27 protein-coding genes are annotated in these 25,880 nt (G+C 60.3%); 14 read left to right on the top strand and 13 right to left on the bottom strand.

Annotated features, from left to right (window positions below; all coding sequences use genetic code 11):
* Nucleotides 1-43: 43 nt before the first annotated feature.
* The 7 genes from AB4O35_RS02470 (at nucleotide 44) to AB4O35_RS02440 (ending at nucleotide 5,131) form a co-directional block, all read left to right on the top strand.
* On the top strand, nucleotides 44-604 hold the full coding sequence (locus tag AB4O35_RS02470; RefSeq protein WP_065881134.1) for a rhomboid family intramembrane serine protease: 561 nt from the start codon (nucleotides 44-46) through the stop codon (nucleotides 602-604).
* A gap of 72 nt (nucleotides 605-676) precedes the next feature.
* Nucleotides 677-1,711, top strand: a complete 1,035-nt coding sequence (locus tag AB4O35_RS02465) for an ion channel (RefSeq protein WP_065881135.1) — start codon at nucleotides 677-679, stop codon at nucleotides 1,709-1,711.
* Nucleotides 1,698-2,372: a DUF2491 family protein gene (locus AB4O35_RS02460; protein WP_065908969.1), complete on the top strand. Its 675-nt coding sequence runs from the start codon at nucleotides 1,698-1,700 to the stop codon at nucleotides 2,370-2,372. The genes AB4O35_RS02465 and AB4O35_RS02460 overlap by 14 nt, the downstream gene beginning before the upstream one ends.
* A 15-nt stretch (nucleotides 2,373-2,387) precedes the next feature.
* The gene (locus AB4O35_RS02455; protein WP_065873700.1) at nucleotides 2,388-2,816 is read left to right on the top strand and encodes a DUF350 domain-containing protein; all 429 of its coding nucleotides are present in this window, start codon (nucleotides 2,388-2,390) and stop codon (nucleotides 2,814-2,816) included.
* 18 nt (nucleotides 2,817-2,834) lie between these two features.
* On the top strand, nucleotides 2,835-3,542 hold the full coding sequence (locus tag AB4O35_RS02450) for a DUF1190 domain-containing protein (protein WP_049711347.1): 708 nt from the start codon (nucleotides 2,835-2,837) through the stop codon (nucleotides 3,540-3,542).
* 12 nt (nucleotides 3,543-3,554) lie between these two features.
* Complete coding sequence (locus tag AB4O35_RS02445; protein WP_065945955.1) at nucleotides 3,555-4,712, top strand: glutathionylspermidine synthase family protein; 1,158 nt, start codon at nucleotides 3,555-3,557, stop codon at nucleotides 4,710-4,712.
* Nucleotides 4,713-4,894: 182 nt separating this feature from the next.
* The gene (locus AB4O35_RS02440; protein ID WP_065873698.1) at nucleotides 4,895-5,131 is read left to right on the top strand and encodes a DUF6124 family protein; all 237 of its coding nucleotides are present in this window, start codon (nucleotides 4,895-4,897) and stop codon (nucleotides 5,129-5,131) included.
* Between the two features lie 299 nt (nucleotides 5,132-5,430).
* On the opposite strand, the gene AB4O35_RS02435 is transcribed toward AB4O35_RS02440, so the two are convergent.
* The 9 genes from AB4O35_RS02435 to exaC all read right to left on the bottom strand — a co-directional run bounded on the left by AB4O35_RS02435 (nucleotide 5,431) and on the right by exaC (nucleotide 14,851).
* Nucleotides 5,431-6,207 (bottom strand): LexA family transcriptional regulator, encoded by a 777-nt coding sequence (locus tag AB4O35_RS02435; protein WP_065873697.1) that lies wholly within the window; start codon nucleotides 6,205-6,207, stop codon nucleotides 5,431-5,433.
* 214 nt (nucleotides 6,208-6,421) lie between these two features.
* Nucleotides 6,422-6,949, bottom strand: a complete 528-nt coding sequence (gene ppa, locus AB4O35_RS02430) for an inorganic diphosphatase (protein WP_049711351.1) — start codon at nucleotides 6,947-6,949, stop codon at nucleotides 6,422-6,424.
* A gap of 109 nt (nucleotides 6,950-7,058) precedes the next feature.
* Nucleotides 7,059-7,874, bottom strand: coding sequence for a M90 family metallopeptidase (locus AB4O35_RS02425; RefSeq protein ID WP_065880421.1), 816 nt, complete (start codon nucleotides 7,872-7,874; stop codon nucleotides 7,059-7,061).
* Between the two features lie 6 nt (nucleotides 7,875-7,880).
* Complete coding sequence (locus AB4O35_RS02420) at nucleotides 7,881-8,537, bottom strand: DedA family protein (RefSeq protein ID WP_049711353.1); 657 nt, start codon at nucleotides 8,535-8,537, stop codon at nucleotides 7,881-7,883.
* A gap of 311 nt (nucleotides 8,538-8,848) precedes the next feature.
* Entirely contained in the window at nucleotides 8,849-9,307 is a 459-nt protein-coding gene (locus AB4O35_RS02415) for a GNAT family N-acetyltransferase (RefSeq protein WP_049711354.1), read from the bottom strand.
* A gap of 92 nt (nucleotides 9,308-9,399) precedes the next feature.
* Nucleotides 9,400-10,233 carry an ethanolamine ammonia-lyase subunit EutC gene (eutC, locus tag AB4O35_RS02410; RefSeq protein ID WP_065945956.1) on the bottom strand — a complete coding sequence of 278 codons (834 nt, stop codon included), beginning with the start codon at nucleotides 10,231-10,233 and terminating at the stop codon, nucleotides 9,400-9,402.
* The gene (locus AB4O35_RS02405) at nucleotides 10,230-11,624 is read right to left on the bottom strand and encodes an ethanolamine ammonia-lyase subunit EutB (RefSeq protein ID WP_065891178.1); all 1,395 of its coding nucleotides are present in this window, start codon (nucleotides 11,622-11,624) and stop codon (nucleotides 10,230-10,232) included. The genes eutC and AB4O35_RS02405 overlap by 4 nt, the downstream gene beginning before the upstream one ends.
* Before the next feature lie 63 nt (nucleotides 11,625-11,687).
* Entirely contained in the window at nucleotides 11,688-13,121 is a 1,434-nt protein-coding gene (gene eat, locus AB4O35_RS02400; RefSeq protein WP_049711357.1) for an ethanolamine permease, read from the bottom strand.
* Nucleotides 13,122-13,330: 209 nt separating this feature from the next.
* The gene (gene exaC / locus AB4O35_RS02395; RefSeq protein ID WP_065873693.1) at nucleotides 13,331-14,851 is read right to left on the bottom strand and encodes an acetaldehyde dehydrogenase ExaC; all 1,521 of its coding nucleotides are present in this window, start codon (nucleotides 14,849-14,851) and stop codon (nucleotides 13,331-13,333) included.
* 273 nt (nucleotides 14,852-15,124) lie between these two features.
* On the opposite strand from exaC, the gene AB4O35_RS02390 reads away from it, so the two are divergent.
* Genes AB4O35_RS02390 through AB4O35_RS02375 form a run of 4 tightly spaced genes read left to right on the top strand, consistent with a single transcriptional unit; the run spans nucleotide 15,125 to nucleotide 19,342 of the window.
* The gene (locus AB4O35_RS02390; RefSeq protein ID WP_065880419.1) at nucleotides 15,125-17,032 is read left to right on the top strand and encodes a sigma-54-dependent Fis family transcriptional regulator; all 1,908 of its coding nucleotides are present in this window, start codon (nucleotides 15,125-15,127) and stop codon (nucleotides 17,030-17,032) included.
* Between the two features lie 57 nt (nucleotides 17,033-17,089).
* A complete protein-coding gene (gene mpl / locus AB4O35_RS02385) occupies nucleotides 17,090-18,439 on the top strand; it encodes a UDP-N-acetylmuramate:L-alanyl-gamma-D-glutamyl-meso-diaminopimelate ligase (RefSeq protein ID WP_065873691.1) in 1,350 nt (449 codons plus the stop codon).
* Complete coding sequence (gene ubiX / locus AB4O35_RS02380) at nucleotides 18,436-19,065, top strand: flavin prenyltransferase UbiX (RefSeq protein WP_017735613.1); 630 nt, start codon at nucleotides 18,436-18,438, stop codon at nucleotides 19,063-19,065. The genes mpl and ubiX overlap by 4 nt, the downstream gene beginning before the upstream one ends.
* Entirely contained in the window at nucleotides 19,058-19,342 is a 285-nt protein-coding gene (locus AB4O35_RS02375) for a YceK/YidQ family lipoprotein (RefSeq protein ID WP_065873690.1), read from the top strand. The genes ubiX and AB4O35_RS02375 overlap by 8 nt, the downstream gene beginning before the upstream one ends.
* Before the next feature lie 290 nt (nucleotides 19,343-19,632).
* Here the strand turns inward: AB4O35_RS02375 and AB4O35_RS02370 are convergent, their stop codons facing one another.
* From AB4O35_RS02370 to AB4O35_RS02360, 3 genes are all read right to left on the bottom strand, one after another.
* Nucleotides 19,633-20,274, bottom strand: coding sequence for an oxidoreductase (locus tag AB4O35_RS02370; protein WP_065945957.1), 642 nt, complete (start codon nucleotides 20,272-20,274; stop codon nucleotides 19,633-19,635).
* Between the two features lie 29 nt (nucleotides 20,275-20,303).
* Entirely contained in the window at nucleotides 20,304-22,022 is a 1,719-nt protein-coding gene (locus AB4O35_RS02365; protein ID WP_065880417.1) for a C13 family peptidase, read from the bottom strand.
* 104 nt (nucleotides 22,023-22,126) lie between these two features.
* The gene (locus AB4O35_RS02360) at nucleotides 22,127-22,582 is read right to left on the bottom strand and encodes a MaoC family dehydratase (RefSeq protein WP_049711364.1); all 456 of its coding nucleotides are present in this window, start codon (nucleotides 22,580-22,582) and stop codon (nucleotides 22,127-22,129) included.
* 160 nt (nucleotides 22,583-22,742) lie between these two features.
* On the opposite strand from AB4O35_RS02360, the gene AB4O35_RS02355 reads away from it, so the two are divergent.
* The 3 genes from AB4O35_RS02355 to AB4O35_RS02345 are packed head-to-tail and all read left to right on the top strand — an operon-like array spanning nucleotide 22,743 to nucleotide 24,422.
* Entirely contained in the window at nucleotides 22,743-23,096 is a 354-nt protein-coding gene (locus AB4O35_RS02355; protein WP_065873688.1) for a CidA/LrgA family protein, read from the top strand.
* Complete coding sequence (locus AB4O35_RS02350; RefSeq protein ID WP_065873687.1) at nucleotides 23,093-23,809, top strand: LrgB family protein; 717 nt, start codon at nucleotides 23,093-23,095, stop codon at nucleotides 23,807-23,809. The genes AB4O35_RS02355 and AB4O35_RS02350 overlap by 4 nt, the downstream gene beginning before the upstream one ends.
* A 22-nt stretch (nucleotides 23,810-23,831) precedes the next feature.
* Nucleotides 23,832-24,422: an LON peptidase substrate-binding domain-containing protein gene (locus tag AB4O35_RS02345; RefSeq protein WP_065880416.1), complete on the top strand. Its 591-nt coding sequence runs from the start codon at nucleotides 23,832-23,834 to the stop codon at nucleotides 24,420-24,422.
* On the opposite strand, the gene AB4O35_RS02340 is transcribed toward AB4O35_RS02345, so the two are convergent.
* Nucleotides 24,419-25,735, bottom strand: coding sequence for a bifunctional DedA family/phosphatase PAP2 family protein (locus AB4O35_RS02340; RefSeq protein WP_460149503.1), 1,317 nt, complete (start codon nucleotides 25,733-25,735; stop codon nucleotides 24,419-24,421). The two genes, AB4O35_RS02345 and AB4O35_RS02340, sit on opposite strands and share 4 nt — an antisense overlap.
* Nucleotides 25,736-25,880 lie beyond the last annotated feature (145 nt).

Genomic DNA, 25,880 nt, shown 5'->3' with positions numbered 1-25,880 from the left:
GCCACGGTTCATTAGCGGGCCGGCATTTAACGTCGAGGTCAGGATGGATGCCCTGAAGGGGTTCAAGACAATCGCAGGCCTCGCCCTCTTGATGGTCGCGCTGCAATTGCTCAATGCAGTCACCGGTTACAGCCTGATTGCATTCGGCCTTGTGCCAAGAACGCTGTACGGGCTGCCGGGCATTCTCACCTCACCCTTTTTGCACGCGTCCTTTGCTCACCTGAGTGCGAACCTGATCGCCTTTTTGATACTGGGCACCCTGGTCATCATCGAAGGGTTCAATCGGTTCATCAGCGTCAGCGCAATCATTATCCTGCTGGGCGGCTTGTTGGTCTGGCTGTTCGGTTTTGCAGGCGTGCACGTGGGGGCCAGCGGCTGGGTATTCGGGCTGTGGGCCTACCTGTTGTCTCGTGCCTGGTTTCATCGGAGCTGGAGCAACCTGATAACCGCCGGTGTTGTCGCTCTGCTCTATGGCGGGCTGATTTTTGGCTTCCTGCCGCGTCAGGGGGTGTCCTTCGAAGGTCACCTGTTTGGTGCGTTCGCTGGATTTATTGCTGCCAAGGTACTTCTCTCTGCGCCGCGCAGCAGGTTTAATGCGCGGTGAACGCACTTGAGCCTCCAGACGCCGAGGCGCTGACCTCATCCGGAATCAAGTACCCAGGGAATCAGGGACGACATGTCGATATTTCTATTGTTGCGCCTGTACGCGTCCTCCCTCTTTCACCGCTTCGGCTGGGCAGGTCTGGTCATTGCCCTGGGTGTCCACCTGAGCACGGCCTATCTGGGCCTGGTGTTTCTGGGCGAACAGCACCTTACTGCTCCCGCCACGTTTATCTACTTCTACCTCACCACCACACTCACCGTCGGCTATGGCGACCTCGCGCCACAGACCTCGGCGGGGCGAATTTTCGTGGCCACCTGGGTCATGCTCGGGGGCATTGCGCTGTTGACGGCAGCCATCGGCAAAACCACCAGCAGTGTCATCGATGCATGGAGAAAAGGCATGAAGGGCAAAGGCGATTTCACCGGAAAAGTCGGCCATACGGTGCTCATTGGCTGGGAAGGTACGTCCAGCGAGCGGGTCATTGAGTTGTTGCTGCAAGACGAAACCTCAAACGACAACCTGATCGTCATCTGCGATTGCACCCTCGAAGAAAACCCGATGCCCGGCAAAGCGGCATTCATCCGCGGCGAAAGCCTGTCCTCCACCGCGTTACTGTTGCGTGCAGGTGTTCCCGGTGCCGAGCGTGTGCTGGTGCGAACCCCGTCTGACGACTTGACGCTGGCCACCGTGCTGGCGGTGAATCAACTGAAACCTGTTGGGCATGTGGTCGCGCACTTCAACGAAAGTGAAATTGCCGCACTCGCCAGCTCCTACGCCCCCAGCCTGGAGTGCACCTCCAGCATGGCGATCGAGATGTTGGTGCGCGCCTCCCAGGACCCGGGCTCGTCAGTGGTCATTAATGAGCTGTTGTGCGTGGGCCAAGGCGCCACCCAATACCTGATGAAATTGCCCGAGGCCTTTGAAGCAACGTTCGGTGATCTGTACACGCAGATGAAGGAACGCCACAACGCCACGCTCATCGGCTACCGCGCCAAGGGTGCTCAGCAACCGTCGATCAACCCGCCAAGCGCCACGCGCGTTGAAGGCGGTGAACTCTTTTACATCGCCTCTACACGCCTCAAGGAAATCTCCAATGGGATGGCTTAAACAGTTGATGGGGCTTGAGGCCCCGAACGCGAATACCGATTCGAACCGCACAGCCAGCGTAGCCCTGCCGACCACTGGCCCGTTGGGCCTGGCGCCGGGCAAAGGCGTGATCTTCGACGCAAGCCTGCGATTGTTGCTTGATGATAAAACCAGCGTGGTTATCCCCGGCTCCCAGGAAATCTGGAGCAACGGCACCGTGGACCTCGGGCAGTCGACCTGGCTGTCGCGCTATTACATGAACGACGAAGATTACTGGCTGCAGGTGCACACCACGGGTGACATCGCCGGGCAGGTCGAGTCGGTGATCCTGTTCAACTACCTGAGTTACGTCACCCTCAGCAGTGAGGCGGAACTGCGTCGTCTCGCCGGTCCACAGAGCCTGATCGGGCTGCCGACCTACACGCACAACGGCGTTGAATACAGCCGCGTGTGGGGCAGTGAGGAGGGCCAGACAGAATTAGTGGCAATGAGCGAACAGGTGATCAATCCGGAGAGTGCCTACACCGTCGAGCACCGTTCGATGCTGTACGCCCGTGACACCGGCCTGACCGACCGCCGGGAGTTCCTGCTGTTTTCCGTCGAGGAAGACGCTGAAGGCACCGTCAGCCTGAGCACCTCGCTGGGCATTTCGCTGTACACAACCGACCTGAATACGCTCTGAAAAAGGAAGAAGTCCATGCTAGAAGCTCTCTCCATCTCGCTGAATAAACCCGCCGTGTTCGGGTTTGTCACCTATATCCTGGGCGCTGCCGTGCTGTTCGCGCTGTTCCAGTTCATCTACACCCGCGTCACACCGCACAAGGAATTCGAATTGATCCGTGCGGGCAACGTGTCGGCTGCGGTGGCGCTGGGCGGCGCCATCATTGGTTTCGCGATTCCGGCCAGCAATGTGATTGCTTTCTCGATCAGCCTCCTCGACTTCGTCGTCTGGGCCGTGATCGCCGCCCTCGTCCAACTGTTGGCGTTTCTGGTGACCAGCCTGGTGCTCAAAGGCACTTCCGAACGCATCAAGAAAGGCGAACTCGCGGCCGGTATCTACGTGGCAGCCGTGGCCATCAGCGTCGGCATGTTGAACGCCGCCTGCATGACGCCTTCCCAGAACTGATTGCGCACGGAGCTCCCGATGAAACGAAGCAAGTACGTCCAGCTTTCGCTGGCAGCGTCGGTCGCCATGGCGATATCCGGCTGCGGGCCGACGGAAAAAACCTACGAGTTGCAGAAGAAGTACAACTTCCAGTCTGTTCAGCAGTGCGCCGATGAAAAGCTTCCGGTGGACGTCTGCTCGGACGCCTACATGACGGCCATGGCCGAGCATCGCCGCATCGCCCCGGTATACGCCAGCCAGGCCGATTGCGATGCCGACTTTGTCGCCGGCTGGTGCCAGTTGGACTCCAATGGCCAGTTCATCCCCAAGCTGGGCGGTTTCGAACTGACCGCCGAAGGCCAGGTCACGCAATCCCAGGTCGACGCGGCCAAGGCGCAAACGGGCGAATCGCAAGCAAGCGGCTCAGGCTTCTCCACCAGCAGCCTGCTGACGGGGCTGTTGATCGGCAACATGCTGAGCAACAACCGCAACAGCTACCGCTCCGAGCCGGTGTATCGCTACCGCGACGATCGCGGCAGCTATGGCTCCTCGACGCTGAGTCAGCGGGCCTCCAGCGGGGCGACATTCGACCGCTCGAACCAGGCGCGGTACGGCAGCAGCAATTACTCGAACACGCTGCGCTCCTCCAGCGCGTCCAGCGCCGTATCGTCGGCCACCTCCCGTGGCGGCTTCGGCAGCAAGGCCAGCGCACGCAGCGGCTGGGGCGGCGGCGGGTCGAGCAGTTAAGGAAACCGGGCCATGAAGAAGATCCATTGCGCAGAGCGTCATGACTGGAAACAGACTGCCGACAGCCTCGGCTTCCTGTTCCACACCATCGACGACGAACACTACTGGGACGAGAGCGCGTACTACCAGTTCACGCTCAAGCAAATCGAGCAAGATCTCGAAGACCCGACCACCGAGATCCATGACATGTGCATGGACCTCGTGGCCCGCGTGGTCCACAGCGAGGAACTGCTGGACCGCCTGAGCATCCCCGCGCCGTTCTACGACATGATTCGAACCTCATGGCTCGAAGGTCACCCGCACCTGTACGGGCGCATGGACTTTTCCTACAACGGCACCGGGCCCGCCAAGCTGCTCGAACTCAACTACGACACCCCCACCAGCCTGTACGAAGCGGCCGCGTTCCAGTGGGGCTGGCTGGAACAATGCATCGAACGCGGCCTGCTGCCCAAGCACGCCGACCAGTTCAACAGCATCGACACCAAACTGCACCAGGCCTTCGCCCAATTGCAGATCAACCAACCGTTCTACTTCGCCTCGATGAAAGAATCGATCGAAGACAAAGGCACCACCGACTACCTGCGCCTCGTCGCGGAAAAAGTCGGTATCGAATCACGCCACATCGACATCGAAGACATCGGCCTGACCGCCGAAGGCCGCTTCGTCGACCTCGAGGACCGCTGGATCCCCCACCTGTTCAAACTGCACGCCTGGGAGTTCATCTTCCACGAGCCCTTCGGCTCGGCGATTGCCCAAAGTGATACGCAGTTTTTCGAGCCTGCGTGGAAATCCATAATCTCCAATAAAGGCATCCTGCCGCTGTTGTGGGAATTCAACAAAGGCCACCCGAATTTGCTCGCGTCCCACCTGGATACCGACCCGGGGAAAGCCGTGCCAAAGGGCTGGGTGCGCAAGCCGTTCTTCTCGCGGGAGGGGGCCAATATCGAGCTGCAAACGGCTGATGGGGTGATTGTGAAAGAGGACGGGCCCTATACGGATGCGCCGTTTATTCTTCAGGAATTTGCGCCGCTGCCGAAGTTTGGGGACAGCTATACGTTGATTGGGTCTTGGGTGATTGGTGATCAGGCAGCGGGAATTGGAGTGCGGGAGGACAATAGTTTGATTACCAAGGATTCGAGCCGGTTTTTGCCGCATTTGATATTGGATTGAGGCCCGAGCTTAAAGGGCCAGCAGGGTTGATCTCTTTCATTTGCAGGACGTTTCCGAGAGAGTTCCAGCGGTTTGCGCCAGCGAAATTCCGTGACTAGGCTGCAACCCGTCACTGCACATTCAGTGATCGGGTTTAGTCGCCTGTGTTCGATTGGTACACACTTTTTGATTGGAGTTGTGCCATGGAAAACGTTGTTTCAGATATGCCTTCTTCGTGTGGGCCTAATCCGTTTACCGTTAATGAAGAACTTAGCTTTGAGGACGCCTGGGTGCGTGTGGCTGAGTTACTGCAGTGCGCGGTGGCCACGTCGCAAGCGCTCGGTGAACCGTTGGGTGCGCCGCATAGAGCGGTGATGCATCTGGTGGAGATGGCGAAGATGGTGGCGGATCGGGCGGTGGAGTGTATGCAGCCCAAATGATGCGGCTTGATAGTCGGTCTGGGCGCCAGGCGGCCCGCCTTCGCTTATCCAATTGTCCAACAGCTGTTGGATAATTGGTTTGTAATTTTACAGGCATTAAAAAGCCGGCTTGTGGCCGGCTTCTCGGGGACTGCCTCAGCTTGTTTTTGACAAGCCTCACCAGCCTTCAAATCGCTCAGCCCACATTGCGTCAGGCTGAATAGTAGGGCATCCGCGGGAACTCCTCCGCATCGCCGAGCAGGTGGATAGCGCAAAGCTACCCCCTGCGAAATGTGCGGCGCATGATACCCACATTCATTTCAAATGCCCACCTCCGGCTCCGATTTAGAGCCTTCCCAGCCTAAAAGATGTTCATCCAGCGGCACCGGGGGCCGGCGGTTGTTCAGGGTGGACCACCAGAACACCCATCCCAGAATCTGGAAGTTCTGTTCAAAGCGTTGTTCGTGTGTGAGGTATTCGTCGGGATGCTCGCCGGCATTGTGGCTACGCATGCGCAAACCACCCCCAGGTCGGTTGTAGAGGTATTTGATGCGCAGCATGCCGTCGTGTTCTACGGCGTAGATTTCGCCGTCGATGATTTGCGTGCGGCCTCGGTCGATGGCGAGGGTGGCGCCTTGTTGGATGATGTCGATCATGCTGTTGTCGACCATGTAGGCGCCCAGGGCGCGGTCGGGGTTTACGGTGAGGGTTTGGAGGGTGTGCAGGGAGACGCGGATGCGTTCGGTGGAGGCGAATGAGGGGTGGAGGTCGATCTCCACGTCGATTTTTTCTGGAGGACAGGCGGGGCCTGTGAGGTATTTGCCGCTTCCTTCGCGGGTAGAGGGCAGTCCTTTTCGGGTGTCCGGGCCTTCCAGCAGGAAGTTGGCCGGTGGGTGTTTGGGGCCTTCGCCGGTACGCAGCCAGCGGCTAGAGATGCACAACAGTTCTGCGATCTCGTTGAGTCGGCCCATGGGTACACCGCGCTTGAACCAGTTGTTCACGTGTTGAGGCGTGACGCCACGGTTCTTGGCGAAGTCGGAGGCGGAAAGATGAACTTCCCGCAGTAGCGCTTTTAAACGATCACCTGATGTATTCATAAACGCAGAGTTTACTGGCGGGATTTACAGATCAAATAAACCATGCGTTGAGTTGCGCTTGTAGGCTTTTGCTTAGTTGTAGCTTAATACTTCGGATTCGGTCGCTAGTTAAACATTGCTTATAAAGAATTGAACTTGTCGTTTAGTTTTTCCCACAAAAAAAGCCCCGAATGATCGGGGCTTTTTCAATTGCCTAGGCAATGAGTAGCAGGTATCAGCCTTTGTAGGCCGCGACCGACTTCATGATTTCGGCGCGAGCGGCTTCTGCATCGCCCCAACCGTCGATCTTCACCCATTTGCCTTTTTCGAGGTCTTTGTAGTTCTCGAAGAAGTGTTTGATCTGCTCCAGCAACAGGGGCGGCAGGTCGGTGTATTCCTTCACGTCCACGTACAGCTGGGACAGCTTGTCGTGTGGCACTGCGATGACTTTGGCGTCGCCGCCGCCGTCGTCGGTCATGTTCAGGATGCCGACTGGGCGTGCGCGGATAACCGAGCCTGGGGTAACCGGGTAAGGGGTTACAACCAGCACGTCGAGGGGGTCACCGTCGTCAGCCAGGGTGTTCGGGATGAAACCGTAGTTGGCCGGGTAGAACATCGGGGTGGCCATGAAACGGTCAACGAACAGGCAGTCGCTGTCTTTGTCGATTTCGTATTTGATCGGCGCGTGGTTGGCCGGAATCTCGATGGCGACGTAGATGTCGTTCGGCAGGTCTTTGCCAGCCGGAATCTTGCTGTAGCTCATTGGGCGTTGCCCCCGTTAATTGGCCAAGAAACTTGGCCGGATTGGCCTAAAAGTGGCGGCGATTATAGGCACATTCTGACGCCGATGCCATGCGCCAGACGTCGTACGGTCATTCGCCTTGTGGCTGATAACGTGGGTCGCTGGCCTGCAGTTCGGTGAGGCGGGCCAAGGGATCCTGGCGATAAAAGCGGCTGAGTTGCGCGTACACCTGTGGATAACTGCTCACCAGCAAATCCGGGGCGCTGAAAAAATATTCGCTGGTGACGGCAAAGAATTCCGCCGGGTTTTCGGCGGCGTAGGGGTCAATCTCGGTATCGGCGTCCGGGTTGGCGTCCAGTTGGCGATTGAGGTCGTCGTAGGCGCTTTGCATCACGCTGGCCCATTCCTGCACGCGCATGTCGTTGTGCAGCGGTGGCAGGCCGTTGGCGTCGCCGTTGAGCATGTCGAGCTTGTGCGCCAGTTCGTGGATGACCAGGTTGTAGCCTTCCCAGTTACCGCTGGCGAGTACGCCGGGCCAGGCGAGGATCACTGGGCCTTGTTGCCAGGCTTCGCCGCTGTGTTCGCCGTCCCATTCGTGTTCGATGCCGCTGCTGTCGCGATGGCGCTGGGGGCTGACGAAGTCGTCGGGGTACAGCACGATTTCGTGGAAGCCTTGGTACCAATCCAGGTCGCCGAGGTTCATCAGCGGCAGTTGCGCCTGGGCGGCGAGCAGCAGGCGTTGTTCCTGATGCAGTTCGACGCCGGGCAGGGCGGTGAGGTGTTTTTCGGCAAGGAACACCACGCAGGCTTCACGCAGCCACTGGTCCTGATCGGCAGTGATGCCGTCGAGGAAGCTCAGGTGCTGGCGTACCCGCTGCCAGGTGTCATCGGCAATCGGGTGCCTGGCCAGCAAGCGCTGGCGACGCCAGGCGCTGAGGGACCACATCGGCGCTTACTGCGACTTGGCTTCGGAGGAGGAGCGGCCAAAACGGCTGCGGAATACACCAATGATCATCGGCACCAGCGACAGCAGGATGATAAACACCACCAGCAGCGACAGGTTTTTCTTGATGAACGGCACGTTGCCAAAGAAGTAGCCCAAGGTGACCAAGCCGCCCACCCAGAGGATAGTGCCCAGCACGCTGAAACCAAAGAAGCGTGCGTAGGGCATTTTCGCGATGCCGGCGACGAACGGCGCGAAGGTGCGCAGGATTGGCAGGAAGCGCGCCAGGGTCACGGTTTTGCCGCCGTGCTTGTCGTAGAAGTCGTGGGTTTTTTGCAGGTAATCGCGACGGAAGATTTTCGAGTTGGGGTTGTTGAACAAGCGTTCGCCCACCGTTCGCCCGATTACGTAGTTGGTGCTGTCGCCAAGGATCGCCGCCAGCATCAACAGGCCGCCCAACAAGACCGGGTCCATACCACCACCTGCGGCCACGGCGCCGGCGATAAACAGCAACGAATCACCCGGCAGGAACGGCATGACCACCAAGCCGGTTTCGCAAAAAATGACCAGAAACAGAATGGCGTAGATCCACGGACCGTAATTGGTTACCAGCAGGTCGAGGTAAACATCGAGATGCAGGATAAGGTCGAGCGGGTTGAAATCCATGGATGGCACCTGTGTGAATGGCCCGGCTCTGCAGGCCTGTGCGGAAGCTCGGGTAATAAGGCTACAAGTGTATGCCGCATTTCTTACAACCCTGAAAGGTCCGCATTATACGGATAGAGCGGTGAAAAGCGTGTTGGTTTTGTAGCGGGGGATGTCGTGGCACGCGGTCCGCAGATCACCACAAATCCAAATGTGGGAGCGGGCTTGCTCGCGAAAGCGGCGGGTCAGTTATAAATAGTCTGACTGAACCAACGCTTTCGCGAGCAAGCCCGCTCCCACAGGGGAATTGTAGTGTTTGAAGTATTCAGGTTTCAGTCTTCGCTGATCGGCAACGTGTAGTTCTTGAATTCAGTGTCCTCACGGAATCCGATCGACTCATAGGTCTTCTGCGCCACTTCATTGTCACTGCTGGTCGAGACTCGCAGCCGCACCGCATGTGTCTCCTTGGCCATCTTCTTCGCCGTACGCATCAGGTTGTCCGCCACTAATTGTCGGCGCGCGTCTTCCGCCACGTAGATGTCATTAAGAATCCACACCCGCTTCAGCGACAGCGACGAATAGCTGGGGTACAGCTGGCAAAATCCAAGCAGCTTCTTGTCGTCATCGTCCGCCAGGGCCAGGTAAATCACCGACTCCTTGCGGCGCAGGCGTTTTTCCAGAAAGGCCCGCGAGGAGTCCGGGAAGGGCAAGGCGCCATAAAACTCGCGGTATTTGACGAACAACGGGGTCAACAGGTCCAGGTGTTCCAGGGTCGCTTGAGTAATCCGCATGCCAGGCCTCAACTTCCAGATTGGGTATGACCACACAAGCGGCCGTGACTCGATGCTGCCTAATGGCGTGAAAAAGCGCAATCGCCCATCAATCAGTCATCCGGTGAACTGAGCAGGAAGTTACCTTTCATCAGGTCCGGATCGTCGGATTCGATTGTCTGAACCTGCGCTTCGTCCTTGAGATTGACCCCCGACAACTGCCGACGACACGCCTCTCGCATCAGATACAGCAGGCGATGGGCCGCCATGCCGTAACTCAGCCCTTCCAGGCGTACGTTGGAGATGCAATTGCGATAGGCGTCGGTAAGGCCCACTTTGGGGTTGTAGGTGAAATACAGCCCCAGGCTGTCCGGCGAGCTGAGGCCTGGCCGTTCGCCGATCAGGATCACCACCATCCTGGCACCGAGCAATTGCCCGATTTCGTCCGCCACCGCGACGCGGCCTTGTTCCACCAATATCACGGGCGACAAAGACCAGCCTTCAGCTTGGGTTTGTTCTTCCATGCGTGTCAGAAACGGCAGGGTATGTTTATGCACCGCCAGCGCCGATAAACCATCGGCCACTACCACCGCCAGATCCACACCGCCGGGATTGGCTGCGGCATGATCGCGCAGGGCCTGGGCCGAATCATCACTGAGGCGCCGCCCCAAATCCGGGCGTTGCAGGTAGCTGTGCCGGTCGGCAGCGGCGCTGTGAAGCAGCAGGCTGTCACGGCCGCGCTCGGCCAATTGGCTGCTCAGGCCCGCATGGTCAAAGGGCAAATGCACCGCGTCCCGTGCTTGGGCGTGGGCAAATTGGAAATCAAGCTGCGCGTTGGTCGGGATGCTGGTACCGGTTCGGCCCAGGGCAATGCGCGCTGGCGTCAGGCGGCGCAGTTCCAACCATGGGTTGTCAGGCAGGTCTAGTTGCACGGGCGGCTCCTTCATCCCAGTTGCGCCAAGGCTTGGCGAAACGCCGGTGGCAGGCTGTTGCCGAAGCGTACCTTGCCGTCGGCTTGCGTGAAGATGCCCATCTTCGCCAGCCACTGTTCAAACTCCGGCGCCGGTTTTAAACCCAGGGTCTGGCGGGCGTACAAGGCGTCGTGGAACGAGGTGGTCTGGTAGTTGAGCATGATGTCGTCGGAACCGGGTATGCCCATGATGAAGTTGATCCCGGCCACACCCAGCAGGGTCAGCAGGGTGTCCATGTCATCCTGGTCGGCTTCGGCGTGGTTGGTGTAGCAGATGTCGCAACCCATCGGCACGCCCAGCAGCTTGCCGCAGAAGTGGTCTTCCAGACCGGCGCGAATGATTTGCTTGCCGTTGTACAGGTACTCGGGGCCGATAAAACCGACCACAGTATTCACAAGGAATGGCTTGAAGTGCCGCGCCACCGCGTAGGCACGGGTTTCGCAGGTTTGCTGGTCGACGCCAAAGTGCGCGTTAGCCGACAAGGCACTGCCCTGGCCGGTTTCGAAATACATCAGGTTCTGGCCCAGCGTGCCGCGATTGAGGCTCAAGCCCGCGTCGTAACCTTCCTGCAGCACACTCAAGCTGATGCCGAAACTGGCGTTGGCCGCCTCGGTGCCGGCAATCGACTGGAACACCAGGTCCAACGGCACGCCGCGGTTGATCGCTTCGATGGAGGTGGTGACGTGGGTCAGCACGCAGGCCTGGGTCGGGATCTCATAGCGCTGGATAATCGCGTCGAGCATTTCCAGCATGGCGCAGATCGAGGCGATGCTGTCGGTGGCCGGGTTGATGCCGATCATGGCGTCGCCGTTGCCGTAGAGCAGGCCATCAAGGATGCTCGCCGCGATACCTGCTGGTTCGTCCGTCGGATGGTTGGGTTGCAGCCGTGTGGATAACCGCCCGCGCAGGCCCATGGTGCCGCGAAACTGCGTGACCACGCGGATCTTCTGTGCCACCAGCACCAGGTCCTGCACGCGCATGATCTTGGACACAGCGGCCGCCATTTCCGGTGTCAGCCCTGGCGCCAATGCGCGTAGGGATTGTTCATCGGCGGCGTCGCTGAGCAGCCAGTCGCGCAGGCCGCCGACGGTCAGGTGGCTGACCGCCGCAAACGCCTGTTTATCGTGGGTGTCGATGATCAGTCGGGTGACTTCGTCGCTTTCATACGGAATCAGCACTTCTTCCAGGAAGTGTTTCAGCGGGATATTCGCCAACGCCATCTGCGCGGCCACCCGTTCGCCGTCGTTCTGTGCGGCGACGCCGGCGAGAAAGTCCCCGGAGCGTGCGGGGCTGGCCTTGGCCATCACGTCCTTGAGGCTGTCGAAGCGGTAGGTTTGTGCACCTACCGCGTGGGAAAAGCTTGCCATACAGTGTCTCCTTGATGACGCGGGCCCCTGTGAACAAGGTCCCCGCGTCGAGGTTTACGGCATTTAGTGCAAGGCGGCCTCTGCGGCCTGGATCGCCGCGAATTCCTCTTCGGGCGTGCCTGCTACCAAGTGATGCCGGCTGTAGAAAGCAAAGTAAGCAATTAATACTCCATAGATGATCGCGGCGCCAATCACCACCCGTGGATCCACCAGAAAGCCCGCCACCACGGCCACGCAGGCCAGTACCAGCGCAACGCCTGACGTGAAGATGCCACCCGGCGTGCGGTACGGACGGTCCATTTTGGGGCGACGGATGCGCAGGGTGATGTGCGCGGCCATCATCAGCACGTAGGAAATCGTCGCGCCAAACACCGCCACCAGGATCAGCAAATCCCCCTGGCCGGTCAGCGACAGGCCAAAACCGATAATGCCGGGGATGACCAGCGCCAGCACCGGCGCCTTGCTTTTATTGGTCTGGGACAGTTTGCGTGGCAGGTAACCGGCGCGAGACAACGCGAAGATCTGCCGCGAATAGGCGTAGATGATCGAGAAAAAGCTCGCAATCAGGCCGGCCAGGCCAACCAGGTTGACGAAGCTGCCCATCCAGGTGGAACCGCCGTAGGCCAAGGCCAGCGCTTCAACCAGCGGGTTGCCGGATTTGATCAGCGCGTAAGTGCCGGCGCCGCCCGGTGCGATCACCAGGATCAGCAGGGCAAAGCTGGTCAGCACCACGATGGCGCCGATCAGGCCGCGCGGCAGGTCGCGTTTCGGGTTTTTGGTTTCTTCGGCGGCCAGCGGCACGCCCTCGACCGCGAGGAAAAACCAGATGGCATAGGGGATTGCCGCCCACACACCCACATAGCCGAATGGCAGGAAGGTGCTGGCGCCTTTGGCTTCGGTGACCGGGATATCCAACAGGTTGGCGACGTTGAAGTGCGGCACCATCGCCACCAGGAACACGCCCAGGGCAATCGCGGCGACGGCAGTAATCACAAACATCAGCTTCAGGGCTTCACCGACACCAAAGATGTGGATGCCGATAAAGATGATGTAGAACGCCAGGTAAATCATCCAGCCGCCGATGCCGAACAGTGACTCGCAATACGCGCCGATAAACACCGCAATGGCGGCGGGGGCGATGGCGTATTCGATCAGGATCGCGGTGCCTGTGAGGAACCCGCCCCAAGGGCCAAAGGCACTGCGGGCAAAGCCGTAGCCACCGCCGGCGGTAGGGATCATCGAAGACAGCTCGGCCAGGGAGAAACACATGCACAGGTACATGGTGGCCATCAGCAAGGTGGCGAGGAACATCCCGCCCCAGCCACCCTGGGCCAGGCCGAAGTTCCAGCCGGCGTAGTCGCCGGAGATGACGTAGGCAACGCCGAGGCCGACCAGCAGCACCCAGCCGGCGGCGCCTTTTTTAAGTTCGCGTTGTTGGAAGTAGTCGGTGCCGACTTTTTCGAAGTCGACGGAGGATCCAGTGGGTTCGCTAGGCATAAGAAGTACCTTTCGTTGTTATTGTTTTTAACCCGGCCTCTTTGTGCCGAATGCAGTTCGCAAGTACTTGTGAAGTTCTAAAACTGTGGGAGCTGGCTTGCCTCCGATAGCGGAGTGTCAGCCAATGCATGGCCAACTGGCTCACCGTTATCGCAGGCAAGCCAGCTCCCACACTTGATTGCATTTCAAATGTGGGAGTGGGTTGTCAGTTAGAAGAAGCCAAGTGGATTAATGTCGTAACTCACCAGCAAGTTTTTAGTCTGCTGGTAATGATCCAACATCATCTTGTGCGTCTCACGCCCCACGCCGGACTTCTTGTAACCGCCGAAAGCCGCATGCGCCGGATACAGGTGGTAGCAGTTGGTCCACACGCGGCCCGCCTTGATCGCGCGGCCCATGCGGTAGGCGCGGTTGATGTCGCGGGTCCACACGCCGGCACCCAGGCCGAACTCGGTGTCGTTGGCAATCGCCAGGGCTTCGGCTTCGTCCTTGAAGGTGGTGATGCTCACCACTGGGCCGAAGATTTCTTCCTGGAACACGCGCATTTCGTTGGTGCCCTTGAGCAGGGTCGGCTGGATGTAATAACCGCCAGCCATATCGCCTTCGAGCTTCTCGACTTTACCGCCAGTCAGCAGTTGTGCGCCTTCGCCCTTGGCGATTTCCAGGTAGGACAGGATCTTGTCGAATTGCTGCTCGGACGCCTGGGCGCCGACCATGGTGTCGGTGTCGAGCGGGTCGCCGCGTTTGATCTGCTCGACTTTCTTCATGACCACTTTCATGAAGTCGTCGTAGATCGACTCTTCCACCAGCGCGCGCGATGGGCAGGTACACACTTCGCCCTGGTTGAAGAACGCCAGCACCAGACCTTCAGCGGCCTTCTCAATAAAGGATGGCTCGGCTTTCATGATGTCGGCAAAGAAGATGTTCGGCGACTTGCCGCCCAGCTCAACAGTCGACGGAATGATGTTTTCCGCAGCACATTTCATGATGTGCGAGCCCACTGGCGTAGAGCCAGTGAAGGCAATCTTGGCAATGCGCTTGCTGGTGGCCAGGGCTTCGCCGGCTTCTTTACCGAAGCCGTGCACCACGTTCAGCACGCCCGGTGGCAGCAGGTCGCCGATCAATTCCATCAGCACGTTGATGCCCAGCGGCGTTTGCTCGGCAGGCTTGAGCACCACGCAGTTGCCGGCGGCCAAGGCCGGGGCGAGTTTCCACGCGGCCATCAGCAGCGGGAAGTTCCACGGGATGATCTGACCGACCACGCCCAGCGGCTCATGGAAGTGATAGGACGCGGTGTGTTCGTTGATCTCGGCGCTGCTGCCTTCCTGGGCGCGGATGCAGCCGGCGAAGTAGCGGAAGTGGTCGGCGGCCAGCGGGATGTCGGCGTTGAGGGTTTCACGCACGGCCTTGCCGTTGTCCCAGGTTTCGGTGATGGCCAGCAGTTCGAGGTTCTGTTCGATGCGGTCGGCGATTTTCAGCAGGACCAGCGAGCGGTCCTGGGCCGAGGTCTTGCCCCAGGCGTCGGCGGCGGCATGGGCAGCGTCCAGCGCCTTGTCGATGTCTTTGGCAGTGGAGCGCGGGAATTCGGCGATAGGCTTGCCGTTGACCGGCGAGGTGTTGGTGAAATAGTTGCCGTCGACCGGCGCAACAAATTCGCCACCGATGTAGTTGCCGTACTTGGCCTTGAACGAAACGACGGCGCCTTCAGTACCGGGGTGTGCATAACGCATGGTGGGTATCTCCTGGCTTTTATGTTTATTCGGAGTGCAGCGCAGCAAGCGCGTAATAAAGCGTAGAGCAAAGGTCGGGCCACCGCTTTGCACGCCAGGTAAATCAAAGGGTTGGGCATTGTTGCAAGGCGTTGCTGTAGCAGGGTTGATACAGGTGATGTGACAGTTTGTGCCACAAACGGTACAGCCTGTGACCGGTGGGTCGGCCCGGGATTGCAATGCCTGGATGGCTGGGGGATGCTGGGCGTTCTCACGCAGGGAGAATAATAAGAAATGCACAACGATCAATTCAGTCGCCATGCCCAACAAGTTTTGACCGTGGCGCATGGCCGCGACCCGTCCAGCGATCCTTCCATCGCTCGCTCCTGGCTGCGTTGCCTGGAGGACTACCACCTTGACCCTGCGCAAACCATTGCCCCCACTGTGCTCGAACACGGCCGCTTGCTGGAAAGCCGCGAACGCCTGCAGCAGGTGCTGCACATCGCCGGCAGCGAGATGAACAGCCTGCACCAGCAACTCTCCGGTGCCGGGCATGCGGTGTTACTGACTGACGCGCGCGGGGTGATCCTCAACTGCGTCACTGCGCCGTCGGAGCGCAAGATTTTCGAGCGCGCCGGGCTGTGGCTGGGCGCCGATTGGAGCGAAGCCTGCGAAGGCACCAATGGCATCGGCACCTGCCTGGTGGAGCGCCAGTCCCTGACCATTCACCGCGATGAGCATTTTCGTGGGCGCCACACGGGCCTGACCTGTTCGGCCAGCCCGGTGTTCGACCCACATGGCGATCTGCTAGCCGTGTTGGACGTGTCCTCGGCGCGGGAAGCGGTGTCGCGCCAGAGCCAGTTCCACACCATGGCGCTGGTAAACCTGTCGGCGAAGATGATCGAGAGTTGCTACTTCCTGCGTCACTTTGAACACCACTGGCTGCTGCGCTTCCACTTGCAGGCGGAGTCGGTCGGGTTGTTCAGCGAAGGCCTGCTGGCGTTCGATGGCGAGGGGCGGATTTGTGCGGTCAACCAGAGTGCGCTGAACCTGTTGGGGCAACTGCGTGGCCATTTGCTCGGGCAGCCGGTGGAGGCGTTTTTCGAGTGCTCCCTGGATCAGTTGCTCGGTCGCGCCAGCGCGAATGCCACCGCCAGTTGGCCGTTGCGTACCCGTGATGGTCGGCATTTGTTCGCGGCGTTGCGCGGCCAGGCGCGCAGCGCGCCGTCGCCCGTTGCCAAACCTGTTGTGGTGGCGCGGCCGCAACTGCCTGGTATCTGCCTGGGCGACCCGGCGCTGCAACAGGATTTCAGCAAGGCGCTGCGCGTGTTTGAGCGCGATGTGCCGTTGCTGATCAATGGCGAAACCGGCTCCGGCAAAGAGGCCTTCGCCAAGGCTGTGCACCTGGCCAGCCAGCGTGCCGACAAAGCGTTTGTTGCGCTCAACTGTGCGGCGATTCCGGAAAGCCTGATTGAAAGCGAGCTGTTCGGCTATCGCGGTGGCAGCTTTACCGGCGCGCGCAAAGAGGGCATGCAAGGCAAGCTGCAGCAAGCCGACGGCGGCACGTTGTTCCTGGATGAAATCGGCGATATGCCCCTGGCGTTGCAAACCCGGCTATTAAGGGTGCTGGAGGATCGGCTGGTGGTGCCGCTCGGCGGTGAGCCCTTGGCGGTGAACGTCAGAATCATCAGCGCGACCCACCGCAATCTCCTGGAACGTGTGCAGGAAGGTAGTTTCCGCGAGGACTTGTACTACCGGCTCAATGGTCTGGAAGTTGGGTTGCCGCCTTTGCGCGAGCGCAGTGACACATCCCAGTTGCTCGATTTTCTGCTGGCGCAGGAAGCCAACGGTGAGGCCGTATCGCTCGACCCGGCGGCGCGTGGGGCGCTGCTGGCATTCGCCTGGCCAGGAAACGTGCGCCAACTGCGCACGGTATTGCGCACGTTGGTGGCGTTGTGCGACGAGGGGCGTGTCGGCCTTGAGGACTTGCCCGCGCAGATTCGCCAGGGCCGTCCCGTGGCAGCCGCGCAGGCCAAGCTTGTGGAATCGCCACTGGAAGACGCCGAACGCCTCGCACTGCTTACGGCGTTGCAGCAACAGCGCTGGCACATGACGCACACAGCGGAGCAGTTGGGTGTGAGCCGCAACACGCTGTATAGAAAGCTGCGCCGGCACGGCATCGCGCGCCACGCCCTCAGCTAAAAGGTGCGATTTTCGCCCCCCTGCGCTAACCTGCCTCGATGTTTTACGAGGTCGACTATGCACATTCATATTCTCGGTATTTGCGGCACGTTCATGGGCTCGATGGCAGTACTGGCCAAAGAGCTGGGCCATCACGTGACAGGCTCCGATGCCAACGTTTACCCGCCCATGAGCACGCAACTCGAGGCCCAGGGCATCGAGCTGACCCAAGGCTACGACCCGTCGCAATTCGACCCGGTCCCGGACCTGGTGGTGATCGGTAACGCCATGTCCCGTGGCAACCCGGCGGTCGAATACGTACTCAATAAAGGTTTGCCCTATGTGTCTGGCCCGCAATGGCTGGCGGACCATGTGCTGCAAGGCCGTTGGGTGCTCGCGGTTGCCGGCACCCACGGCAAAACCACCACCAGCAGCATGCTGGCCTGGGTGCTGGAGCATGCGGGCATGAGCCCGGGGTTCCTGATCGGCGGCGTGCCGCAGAACTTCTCGGTGTCGGCGCGCCTGGGCGATACGCCGTTCTTCGTGATCGAGGCGGATGAATACGACAGCGCCTTCTTCGACAAGCGCTCCAAGTTCGTTCACTACCGCCCGCGCACGGCGATCCTGAACAACCTGGAGTTCGATCACGCCGACATCTTCCCCGATCTGCTAGCCATCGAGCGTCAGTTCCACCATTTGGTGCGCACCATTCCGAGCGAAGGCCTGGTGATCCACCCGACCACGGAACCTGCGTTGCAGCGCGTGATCGACATGGGCTGCTGGACCCCGGTGCAAACCACTGGCGTGGGCGGGCAATGGCAGGTCAAGCTGCTCAGCGAAGACGGTTCCCGATTTGAAGTGCTGTTCGACGGCGAAGCCCAGGGCATTGTCGATTGGGACATGACCGGCCAGCACAACGTCGCCAACGCCTTGGTTACCCTGGCTGCCGCGCGGCATGTGGGCGTGGTGCCTTCCATGGGCATTGCCGCGTTGAGTGCTTTCAAAAGCGTGAAGCGCCGTATGGAAAAAGTCGCCGACGTGAATGGCATTACCATCTACGACGACTTTGCCCACCACCCAACGGCCATTGCTACTACGTTGGACGGCCTGCGCAAGCGTGTCGGTGATGCGCCGATCATTGCGATTATCGAACCGCGTTCCAATTCCATGAAGCTCGGCGCGCACCGCGATGGCCTGCCGGAAAGCGTCAACGATGCCGACGAGGCCGTCTGGTACGCGCCGGCCAATCTCGGCTGGGACCTGCCGGCGATTGCCGCGCTGTGCACGGTGCCCTCCACCGTGTGTGATTCCATCGAAGGCATCATTGAGCACGTCAAGCAACAGGCCAAACCCGGCACGCATGTGGTGGTCATGAGCAACGGCGGCTTCGGTGGCCTGCACGGTAAGCTGGCCGAGGCGCTGAAATGAGCGGGCCGGAACGCGTCACCCTGGCGATGACCGGTGCGTCCGGCGCGCCCTATGGTTTGCGCCTGCTGGATTGCCTGGTGCGCGAAGACCGTGAGGTGCACTTCCTGATCTCCAAGGCCGCGCAGTTGGTGATGGCCACCGAGACCGACGTGGCGCTGCCACCCAAGGTGCAGATGATGCAGGCCTTCCTCACCGAGTACACCGGTGCGGCGGCGGGGCAGATCAAGGTTTACGGTAAAGAGGACTGGATGTCGCCCGTGGCCTCCGGCTCCGGTGCGCCGGCGGCCATGGTGGTGGTGCCGTGTTCTACGGGCACCTTGTCTGCGATTGCCACGGGTGCCTGCAACAACTTGATTGAACGCGCGGCAGACGTGACGTTGAAGGAGCGCAGGCAGTTGATCCTAGTGCCCCGTGAAGCGCCGTATTCGAGCATTCACCTGGAGCACATGCTCAAGTTGTCGAACATGGGCGTGACGATTTTGCCGGCCTCGCCCGGTTTTTATCACCAGCCGCAGACCATCGATGACTTGGTGGATTTTGTGGTGGCGCGCATTCTCAACCTGCTGAATATCCCTCAGGACATGCTGCCGCGTTGGGGTGAGCATCATTTGAGCAGTGATGAATAAGGCGCTGCTGATCGTACTGGCGTTGCATCTGACGGGCTGCGCCACTGCCCGCACGCTGGATGCGGCAAAGCCAGGCGCGCCGGTGGTGTATGCCGGTACGCGTCTGGATTTGTATGCGATGAATGGGGGTTGCTGCGCCAAGGATAGGTTTGGTGCCGAGGCGCCGAGCTACCCCGGTGTGGATCTGCCGGCGAGTGCGTTGCTCGATACGCTGTTGTTGCCGCTGTCGGTGTTGACGGTGTTGGGCGTTGGCTTCAATGCCACAGGCGGCCTATAGAGGTGTATTGCTTGTGCTGGCCTCATCGCAGGCAAGCCAGCTCCCACATTTAGAACTGTGTGAACCCGATCAAATGTGGGAGCGGGCTTGCCCGCGATGAGCATAAGTATCTACACATCTTCAAAGTGAAATTGCGTAGCAGCTGTCGAGCCCTGGCGAGGCTGCGTCAGCGGTGTGTCAGACAGCCCGCAAACGCAGCCTCGCCGGGGCTCGACAGCTGCTACGCAGAGGGCTCCCTCAAGATGTGTAGATACCTATGCCGCGATGAGGCCCTTGTGTTCACCACAGAACTACTTGCCCAGCTTGCGCAACTCATCCGACTCCACCACTCGCACCCCATCCTGCTCTTCCAGCGCCAGGCGCCACATGGCGCGGGCCAGTTCGCACACTTCAATGCCGCGGTATTTGCCCGGAATCAATCGCGACAACGGTCCGGCCAGTTGTTCGGCCAAGCGCGGCTCCAGCCTTTCCCCGAGTAACAGCGAAGGGCGCACGATGGTCAGTTGTGGCCAATCCTGGGCCTTCAGCACCTCTTCCATTTCACCTTTGACGCGGTTGTAGAAGATCGAGGACGTCGGGTCGGCGCCAATCGCGCTGATCACGATCAGGTGCCGCGCGCCCAGTTCCCGCGCGCGTTTGGCGAAAGCCACGACCATGTCCAGGTCGACCGCGCGGAAGGCGGCTTCGGAGCCCGCTTGTTTGATGGTGGTGCCCAGGCAGCAGAAGGCGATATCCACCTGGCCGCTCAGTTGCGGCAGGAACACCGCCGGGTCGCCCACCGGGTTTTCCAGGTGCGGGTGTTCGGCCAGTGGCTTGCGGGTGGGTGCCAGCACGCGGGTCACGGTGGGTTCGTTGAGCAGGCGGTCGAGCAGGTGTTCGCCGGTGAGGCCAGAGGCGCCAGCGAGCAAGATATGCTGCGGAGTCAGGTACATGGTGTTTCCCCCTTGTTACACGTTACAGCTTAGTTGCCTTTGGCTTCCTTGCTATTCATTGAGACGCTTTCGAGCGCCTTTCGTGCCTGCTGCTTACGTAATAATTGCCAATGGGCGATGACGCCCTTGGGAGCCCAGATCTGCGGTTCGGAGGCTTCGAAGCTGTCCGCCTGCTCGCGCTCGGCCACATGCAGTTGCGCCAGCTTGAAGGCTTGCTGCAGGTCGTCGGTCTGGTTGAAGGCTTGGGCGAAGAGGGCGTCGCCGAAGTAGGTGAAGTCGGCTTCCTCGGAACAACCGAAGGACACACGGTCGGCCCGCGAGGCGGTCATGATCAGCGTGCGCTCATCTTTCAGTGCCGGGATGAAGCCGCCGGAGTAGCAGGCGGAAATCACCACGATCTTGTCGCGGTTCTTCAACGGCGCCATCACGGCGGCCAGTTCATCGGCAGGCAGGTCCGCCAGCTCCATGCGCGGTTGGTCCAGCACCAGTTCGTGTTCGTGGGTGCCGTGGCTGGTCATGTAGATAAACACCAAGTCTTCCGGCCCGGTGCGTTCGGCCAGGGTTTGCACGGCGCGACGCAGGCTTTCGCGGGTGGCCAGTGGGCGGTCGGCGATGTGGTCGCGGTGATTGACCAGGCGAATCTGCCCACGCGCGCCGAAACGCGTTGCGAGCAGGTTGCTGACGTAATCGGCCTCGCGCAGGAACACGCTCTGTTTGCCGTCACCGGCCACAGCCAGGGTGTACAGCTCCACGGCGGGCGTGGAGGCGGGCACTTCGGCGAGGGCGGTATCCAGCAGGCGGCCCTGGGCCAGCACACCGATTTCCAGTGGGTCGGGCAATAATTTGCCGTCGGCATCACGCACGCGCATGCCATTGACCCACGTGCCGGCCTGTACGGTGCCATCGGTGAGGACGAGGGTGCCTTTGCCTTGATAGCTGTCGCTGTCGAAGCCGCCGATATAGAAGCTGCCGTCGGTGAGGTTCAGGCGCCCTTCACCGGTAAAGCGCCAGTCGCTGAACTGACCCACATAGTGGCTGCCATCGACGCCAATCAATTCGCCCTTGCCGCTGAGCGCACCTTCCTTGAACTGGCCGATCCACACGTCGCCGTCGGCGTTCTCATAGCGGCCCTTGCCGTTGAGCTGGTTCTGTTTGAACTGGCCGACATAGATGTCGCCGTCGGCGCTGTTGAACGTGCCGTTGCCTTCCAGTTGGCCATCGACGAAATGGCCGCTGAACTGGTTGCCACTGTCATCGTTGCGCTGGCCTTCGCCATTCGGCTTGCCGTGGGCAAACTGGCCCTGGTACTGGCTGCCGTCGGCCAGTTCCAGGCGACCGAGGCCGGAATACTGGTCGTCCTTGAATTCACCGCGATAGGTCATCTGCCCCTCTTTGAGGGTGCCTTCGCCGTTGCGTCGCCCGTTTTTGAAACCGCCCACATAGTGGCTGCCCGCCGTGGTCAGGCTGCCCTGGCCGTCGAACAGACCCTGTTTGAACTGACCTTTATAGACTTCGCCATTGCTGCCATGCCATTCGCCCTGGCCGTGCCATTGACCTTTGTCGAACTGGCCGGCGTACCAGCTGCCATTGGGGTAGTCCACACGGCCCTGGCCTTGCAGCAAACCATTGACCACATCGCCCCGATAGCGGCCGCCGTCGGGCAGGCGCGCATCGGGCGGCAACAGCGATTCGCCGTCTCCGCAAGCGGTGAGCAACAGGGCAAGGGCAAGGGGAGCGAGTGGGCGCATAGCGGGATCCGGGTAATTGAACGCCGAGTATGCCGCAGCCGCGAGTTTCATACATAAATTTACATACACTGTGGTGAGGTTTTACCCCCCACCACAGGCAAGGCTTACACGAAGCAGAGTGACAGCGACTCGGCAATGTAGGCGGGTTTTTCCTGGCCTTCGATTTCCAGGGTGGCCGTGGCCTTGAACAGCCATTGGCCAGGCTTTTTCTCGGTGACGTCGGTCAGGGTCACGTTCAGGCGCACCTTGGAATTAACCTTCACCGGCTGGATAAAGCGCACGCTGTCCAGGCCATAGTTGACTGCCATCTTCAGGCCTTCAGGCATGATCAGGATGTCTTCCATCAGCTTGGGCATCAGCGACAACGACAGGAAACCGTGGGCGATGGTGCTGCCGAACGGTGTTTGCGCGGCCTTGACCGGGTCGACGTGGATGAACTGATGATCGCCAGTGGCCTCTGCGAACAGGTTGATGCGCGCCTGGTCGATGGTGAGCCATTCGGAACGTCCCAGTTCCTTGCCGACATAATCGTTGAGCTGCGCTACGGGTACATAGGGCATTGCGTCTCTCCTTGGTTCATCGGTTTTTATCAGTAGGCGAACTTCAATGTAGATCATCATGGGCAACAGGTCGGGTCAACCCACCATGCTTTTGGCGAATGCCTGAGCATACGGCGGGCATGCTTATAATGCCGATACGTTTTGAGGGGGGAGAAAACGGATGCTGTTACGCGGTCTGACATGGCTGGTGCTGTTTCAATTGATCGGCACGGCACTCAATCATTTGCTGCTGCCGGTACTGCCGGGGCCGATCATCGGCCTGTTGCTGATGCTGGGTTACCTGGTGTGGCGCGGCGAAGTCGGCGAGCCCCTGAGCCTGGCGGCCAGCAGCCTGTTGCGTTACCTGCCGTTACTGCTGGTGCCGCCGGCGGTGGGGGTAATGGTGTATGCCAAGGACATTGCCGCTGATTTCTGGGCGATTGTCGGCGCGCTGGTATTGTCGCTGGTGACCGCCATGGCGTTTGTCGGCGTGCTGATGCAGCAGATGGTCAAGCGCAAGGAGAAGGACCAATGACCTTCGACTGGCAGGGCGCGTGGACGGCGGTGATTCATCACCCCTTGTTCGGCATTGGCATCACCCTCGGTGCCTATCAACTGGTGTTGGCAGGGTTCGAGAAAACCCGCTGGGTCTTCCTGCAACCGGTGCTGGTCTCCATGCTGTTGGTGATCGGCGTGTTGCTCTCCTGTGGCCTGAGCTACGCCGAATACCGCAAGAGCACCGAGATCATGGGCATCCTGCTCGGCCCGGCGACGGTGGCGCTGGCCGTGCCGCTGTATTTGAACCTGCGACGGATTCGCCAATTGTTCTGGCCGATTTTTACTACGCTGGTGGTAGGCGGGGTGTTGGCCACCGGCCTGTGTGTGCTGCTGGGCTGGTGGTTTGGCGCCGAGCACATGATGTTGATGACCATGGCGCCCAAGTCGGTGACCTCGCCGATTGCCATGCTGGTGGCCGAGCAGATCGGCGGCGTGGCGGCGTTGGCGGCGGTGTTTGTGCTGATCACCGGGGTGGTGGGGGCGATGGTCGGCCCGTCACTGCTTTCACGCTTGGGCGTGTACAGCCCCGAAGCGCGTGGCATGGCCCTGGGCATGACTGCCCACGCCGTCGGCACTTCGGTGGCCCTGCAGGAAAGCGAAGAGTGCGGCGCCTTTGCGGCGCTGGCCATGAGTCTGATGGGCGTAGCCACGGCGGTGTTCCTGCCGCTGGCTGTGTCGGTGATCGTTTAAATCGGGTTTAAGGAAACCTTTTATGAGTCTGGCGCTGTTCCCGCTCAATACCGTGCTGTTCCCTGGCTGCACCCTCGACCTGCAACTGTTCGAGGCGCGCTACTTGGACATGATCAGCCGCTGCATGAAAAAGGGCGAAAGCTTCGGCGTGGTGTGCATCCTCGACGGCAGGGAAGTGGGCATGGCGCCGGACGGCTACGCGCTGATCGGCTGTGAAGCGCTGATTCGCGACTTCAAGCAGCAGGACAACGGCCTGCTGGGGATTCGAGTTGAAGGCGGCCGCAGGTTCCGCGTACGGGATGCGGGCGTGCAGAGGGACCAATTGCTGGTGGCCGACGTGCAATGGCTCGAAGAACTGCCAGACCAACCGCTGGAAGAAGAGGACGCCGACCTGCTGGCGCTGCTGCAGGCGTTGGCCGAGCACCCCTTGGTTGCTTCGCTGGACATGGATGCGCACGCCGAGGGGCAGCAAGCCTTGGGCAATCAGTTGGCGTATCTGCTGCCCTTCACCGACGCCGACAAGATCGACCTGCTGCAACTCGACGACCCGCAGCAGCGCCTGGATGCGATCCAGATGCTGCTCGATGAGTTGCAGGGTGAGCTGTTCACTTAATAGGCGTAGCGCAGCAGAGCATGCGGCGTGCCGGTGAGTGCGATGAAACTCAGCACCGCAATCAGCGCCGGCAACAGCAGCCACCAGGTTTTTTGTGACATGGCGGGCAGCGGGCTTCGGTACTCGCTGATGCCCAGGCTGAACGCACACACCGTCATCGCCAGCAGTGTGCCGGCCAGGATGTCCGTGGGCCAATGGGCGCCGAGGTAGACCCGCGACAGCGCGATAAATGCAGCCGGAATACAGCCCAGCAGCATCCAGGTCAGGCGCAGCCGTGTGGGTTGCCCGCGACCGGCCAGGATCGCCAGGGCCAGGAAAAACGCGAACGCGCCGGACGCATGGCCGCTGGGCATGCTGAAGCTGGTCAAAGGGTCTGTCAGGATTTCTGGCCGTCCGCGAGCGAAAAACAGCTTGGTCCCGGTGTTGATCACCGCCGCTCCGGCCAGCGTTACGCCGACAAACACCGCATGGCGCCATTGGCGTGCCAATAGCAGCAGGCCGGTGAACACGGCGCTGGCGAAAAACATCTTCTTGAATTCACCCAGTTGGGTGATGCGCACCATCACTTCATCCAGCCAAGGGCTGCGATGCTCCTGCACCAGGGCGGTCAGGCCATGGTCGAAGTTGTCCAGAGAGTGGTAGCCGATAAACAGCGCGATCAACAGCACCAGGCTGGCGCAACCAATCCACAAGGTAGCGCGACGATGGCCGCGCAAGCTGCTGTTCAAGCTCAGCCCGATCAGTACGGCCAGGCATCCTGCGACCACTGCGGCCTCAGGCCAGAACCCCTCGGGCAGAGGCAAGCGGAAGGCGGCGCCGGTCGCCCATCCCGGCAGCAGATAGGCCACCGACCAGCCCGCTGCCGCCACGATGCTCACCACCGCAAAGCGCGGAAATGGCATGTCGCACATGCCCGCCACCATCGGCAGCATAGGGCGCAATGGGCCGATGAAGCGTCCGACCAGCAGGCTGGCAATGCCGTACTTGTGGAAGTAGGTTTCAGCGCCGTTCATCCATTCAGGGTGGTGACGCAAGCCGGGCAAGCGCCGGATGTTCTGGTGGAAATGTCGACCCAGAAAGTAGGAAACCCCGTCACCGAGCAGACCGCCCAGGAAACCCAGCAGCAAGGTTTCACTCAGGGACAGCGCGCCGCTGCCGGCGAGTGCGGCAATAGCAAACAACAATACCGTGCCAGGCACGATCAGCCCGGCGATGGCCAGACACTCCACGCAGGCGACGATAAACACCGCCACCGCCAGCCATTCGGGGTTGAGGGTCAACCAGCCGGTAATGCTATCGAGCCATTGGCCCATACAATCCACTCCATCTATGTAATCCATAACCCCAAACACTAGAGATCAAACTGTGGGAGCAGGCTTGCCTGCGATGACGGTGTTTAGGCAAACATTTCAGTTGCCTGATCCGCCGCGATCGCAGGCAAGCCAGCTCCCACATGGG

It is taken from the genome of Pseudomonas sp. H1_A03, from assembly GCF_054685145.1.
This window is presented reverse-complemented; position numbering and strand designations above follow the sequence as displayed.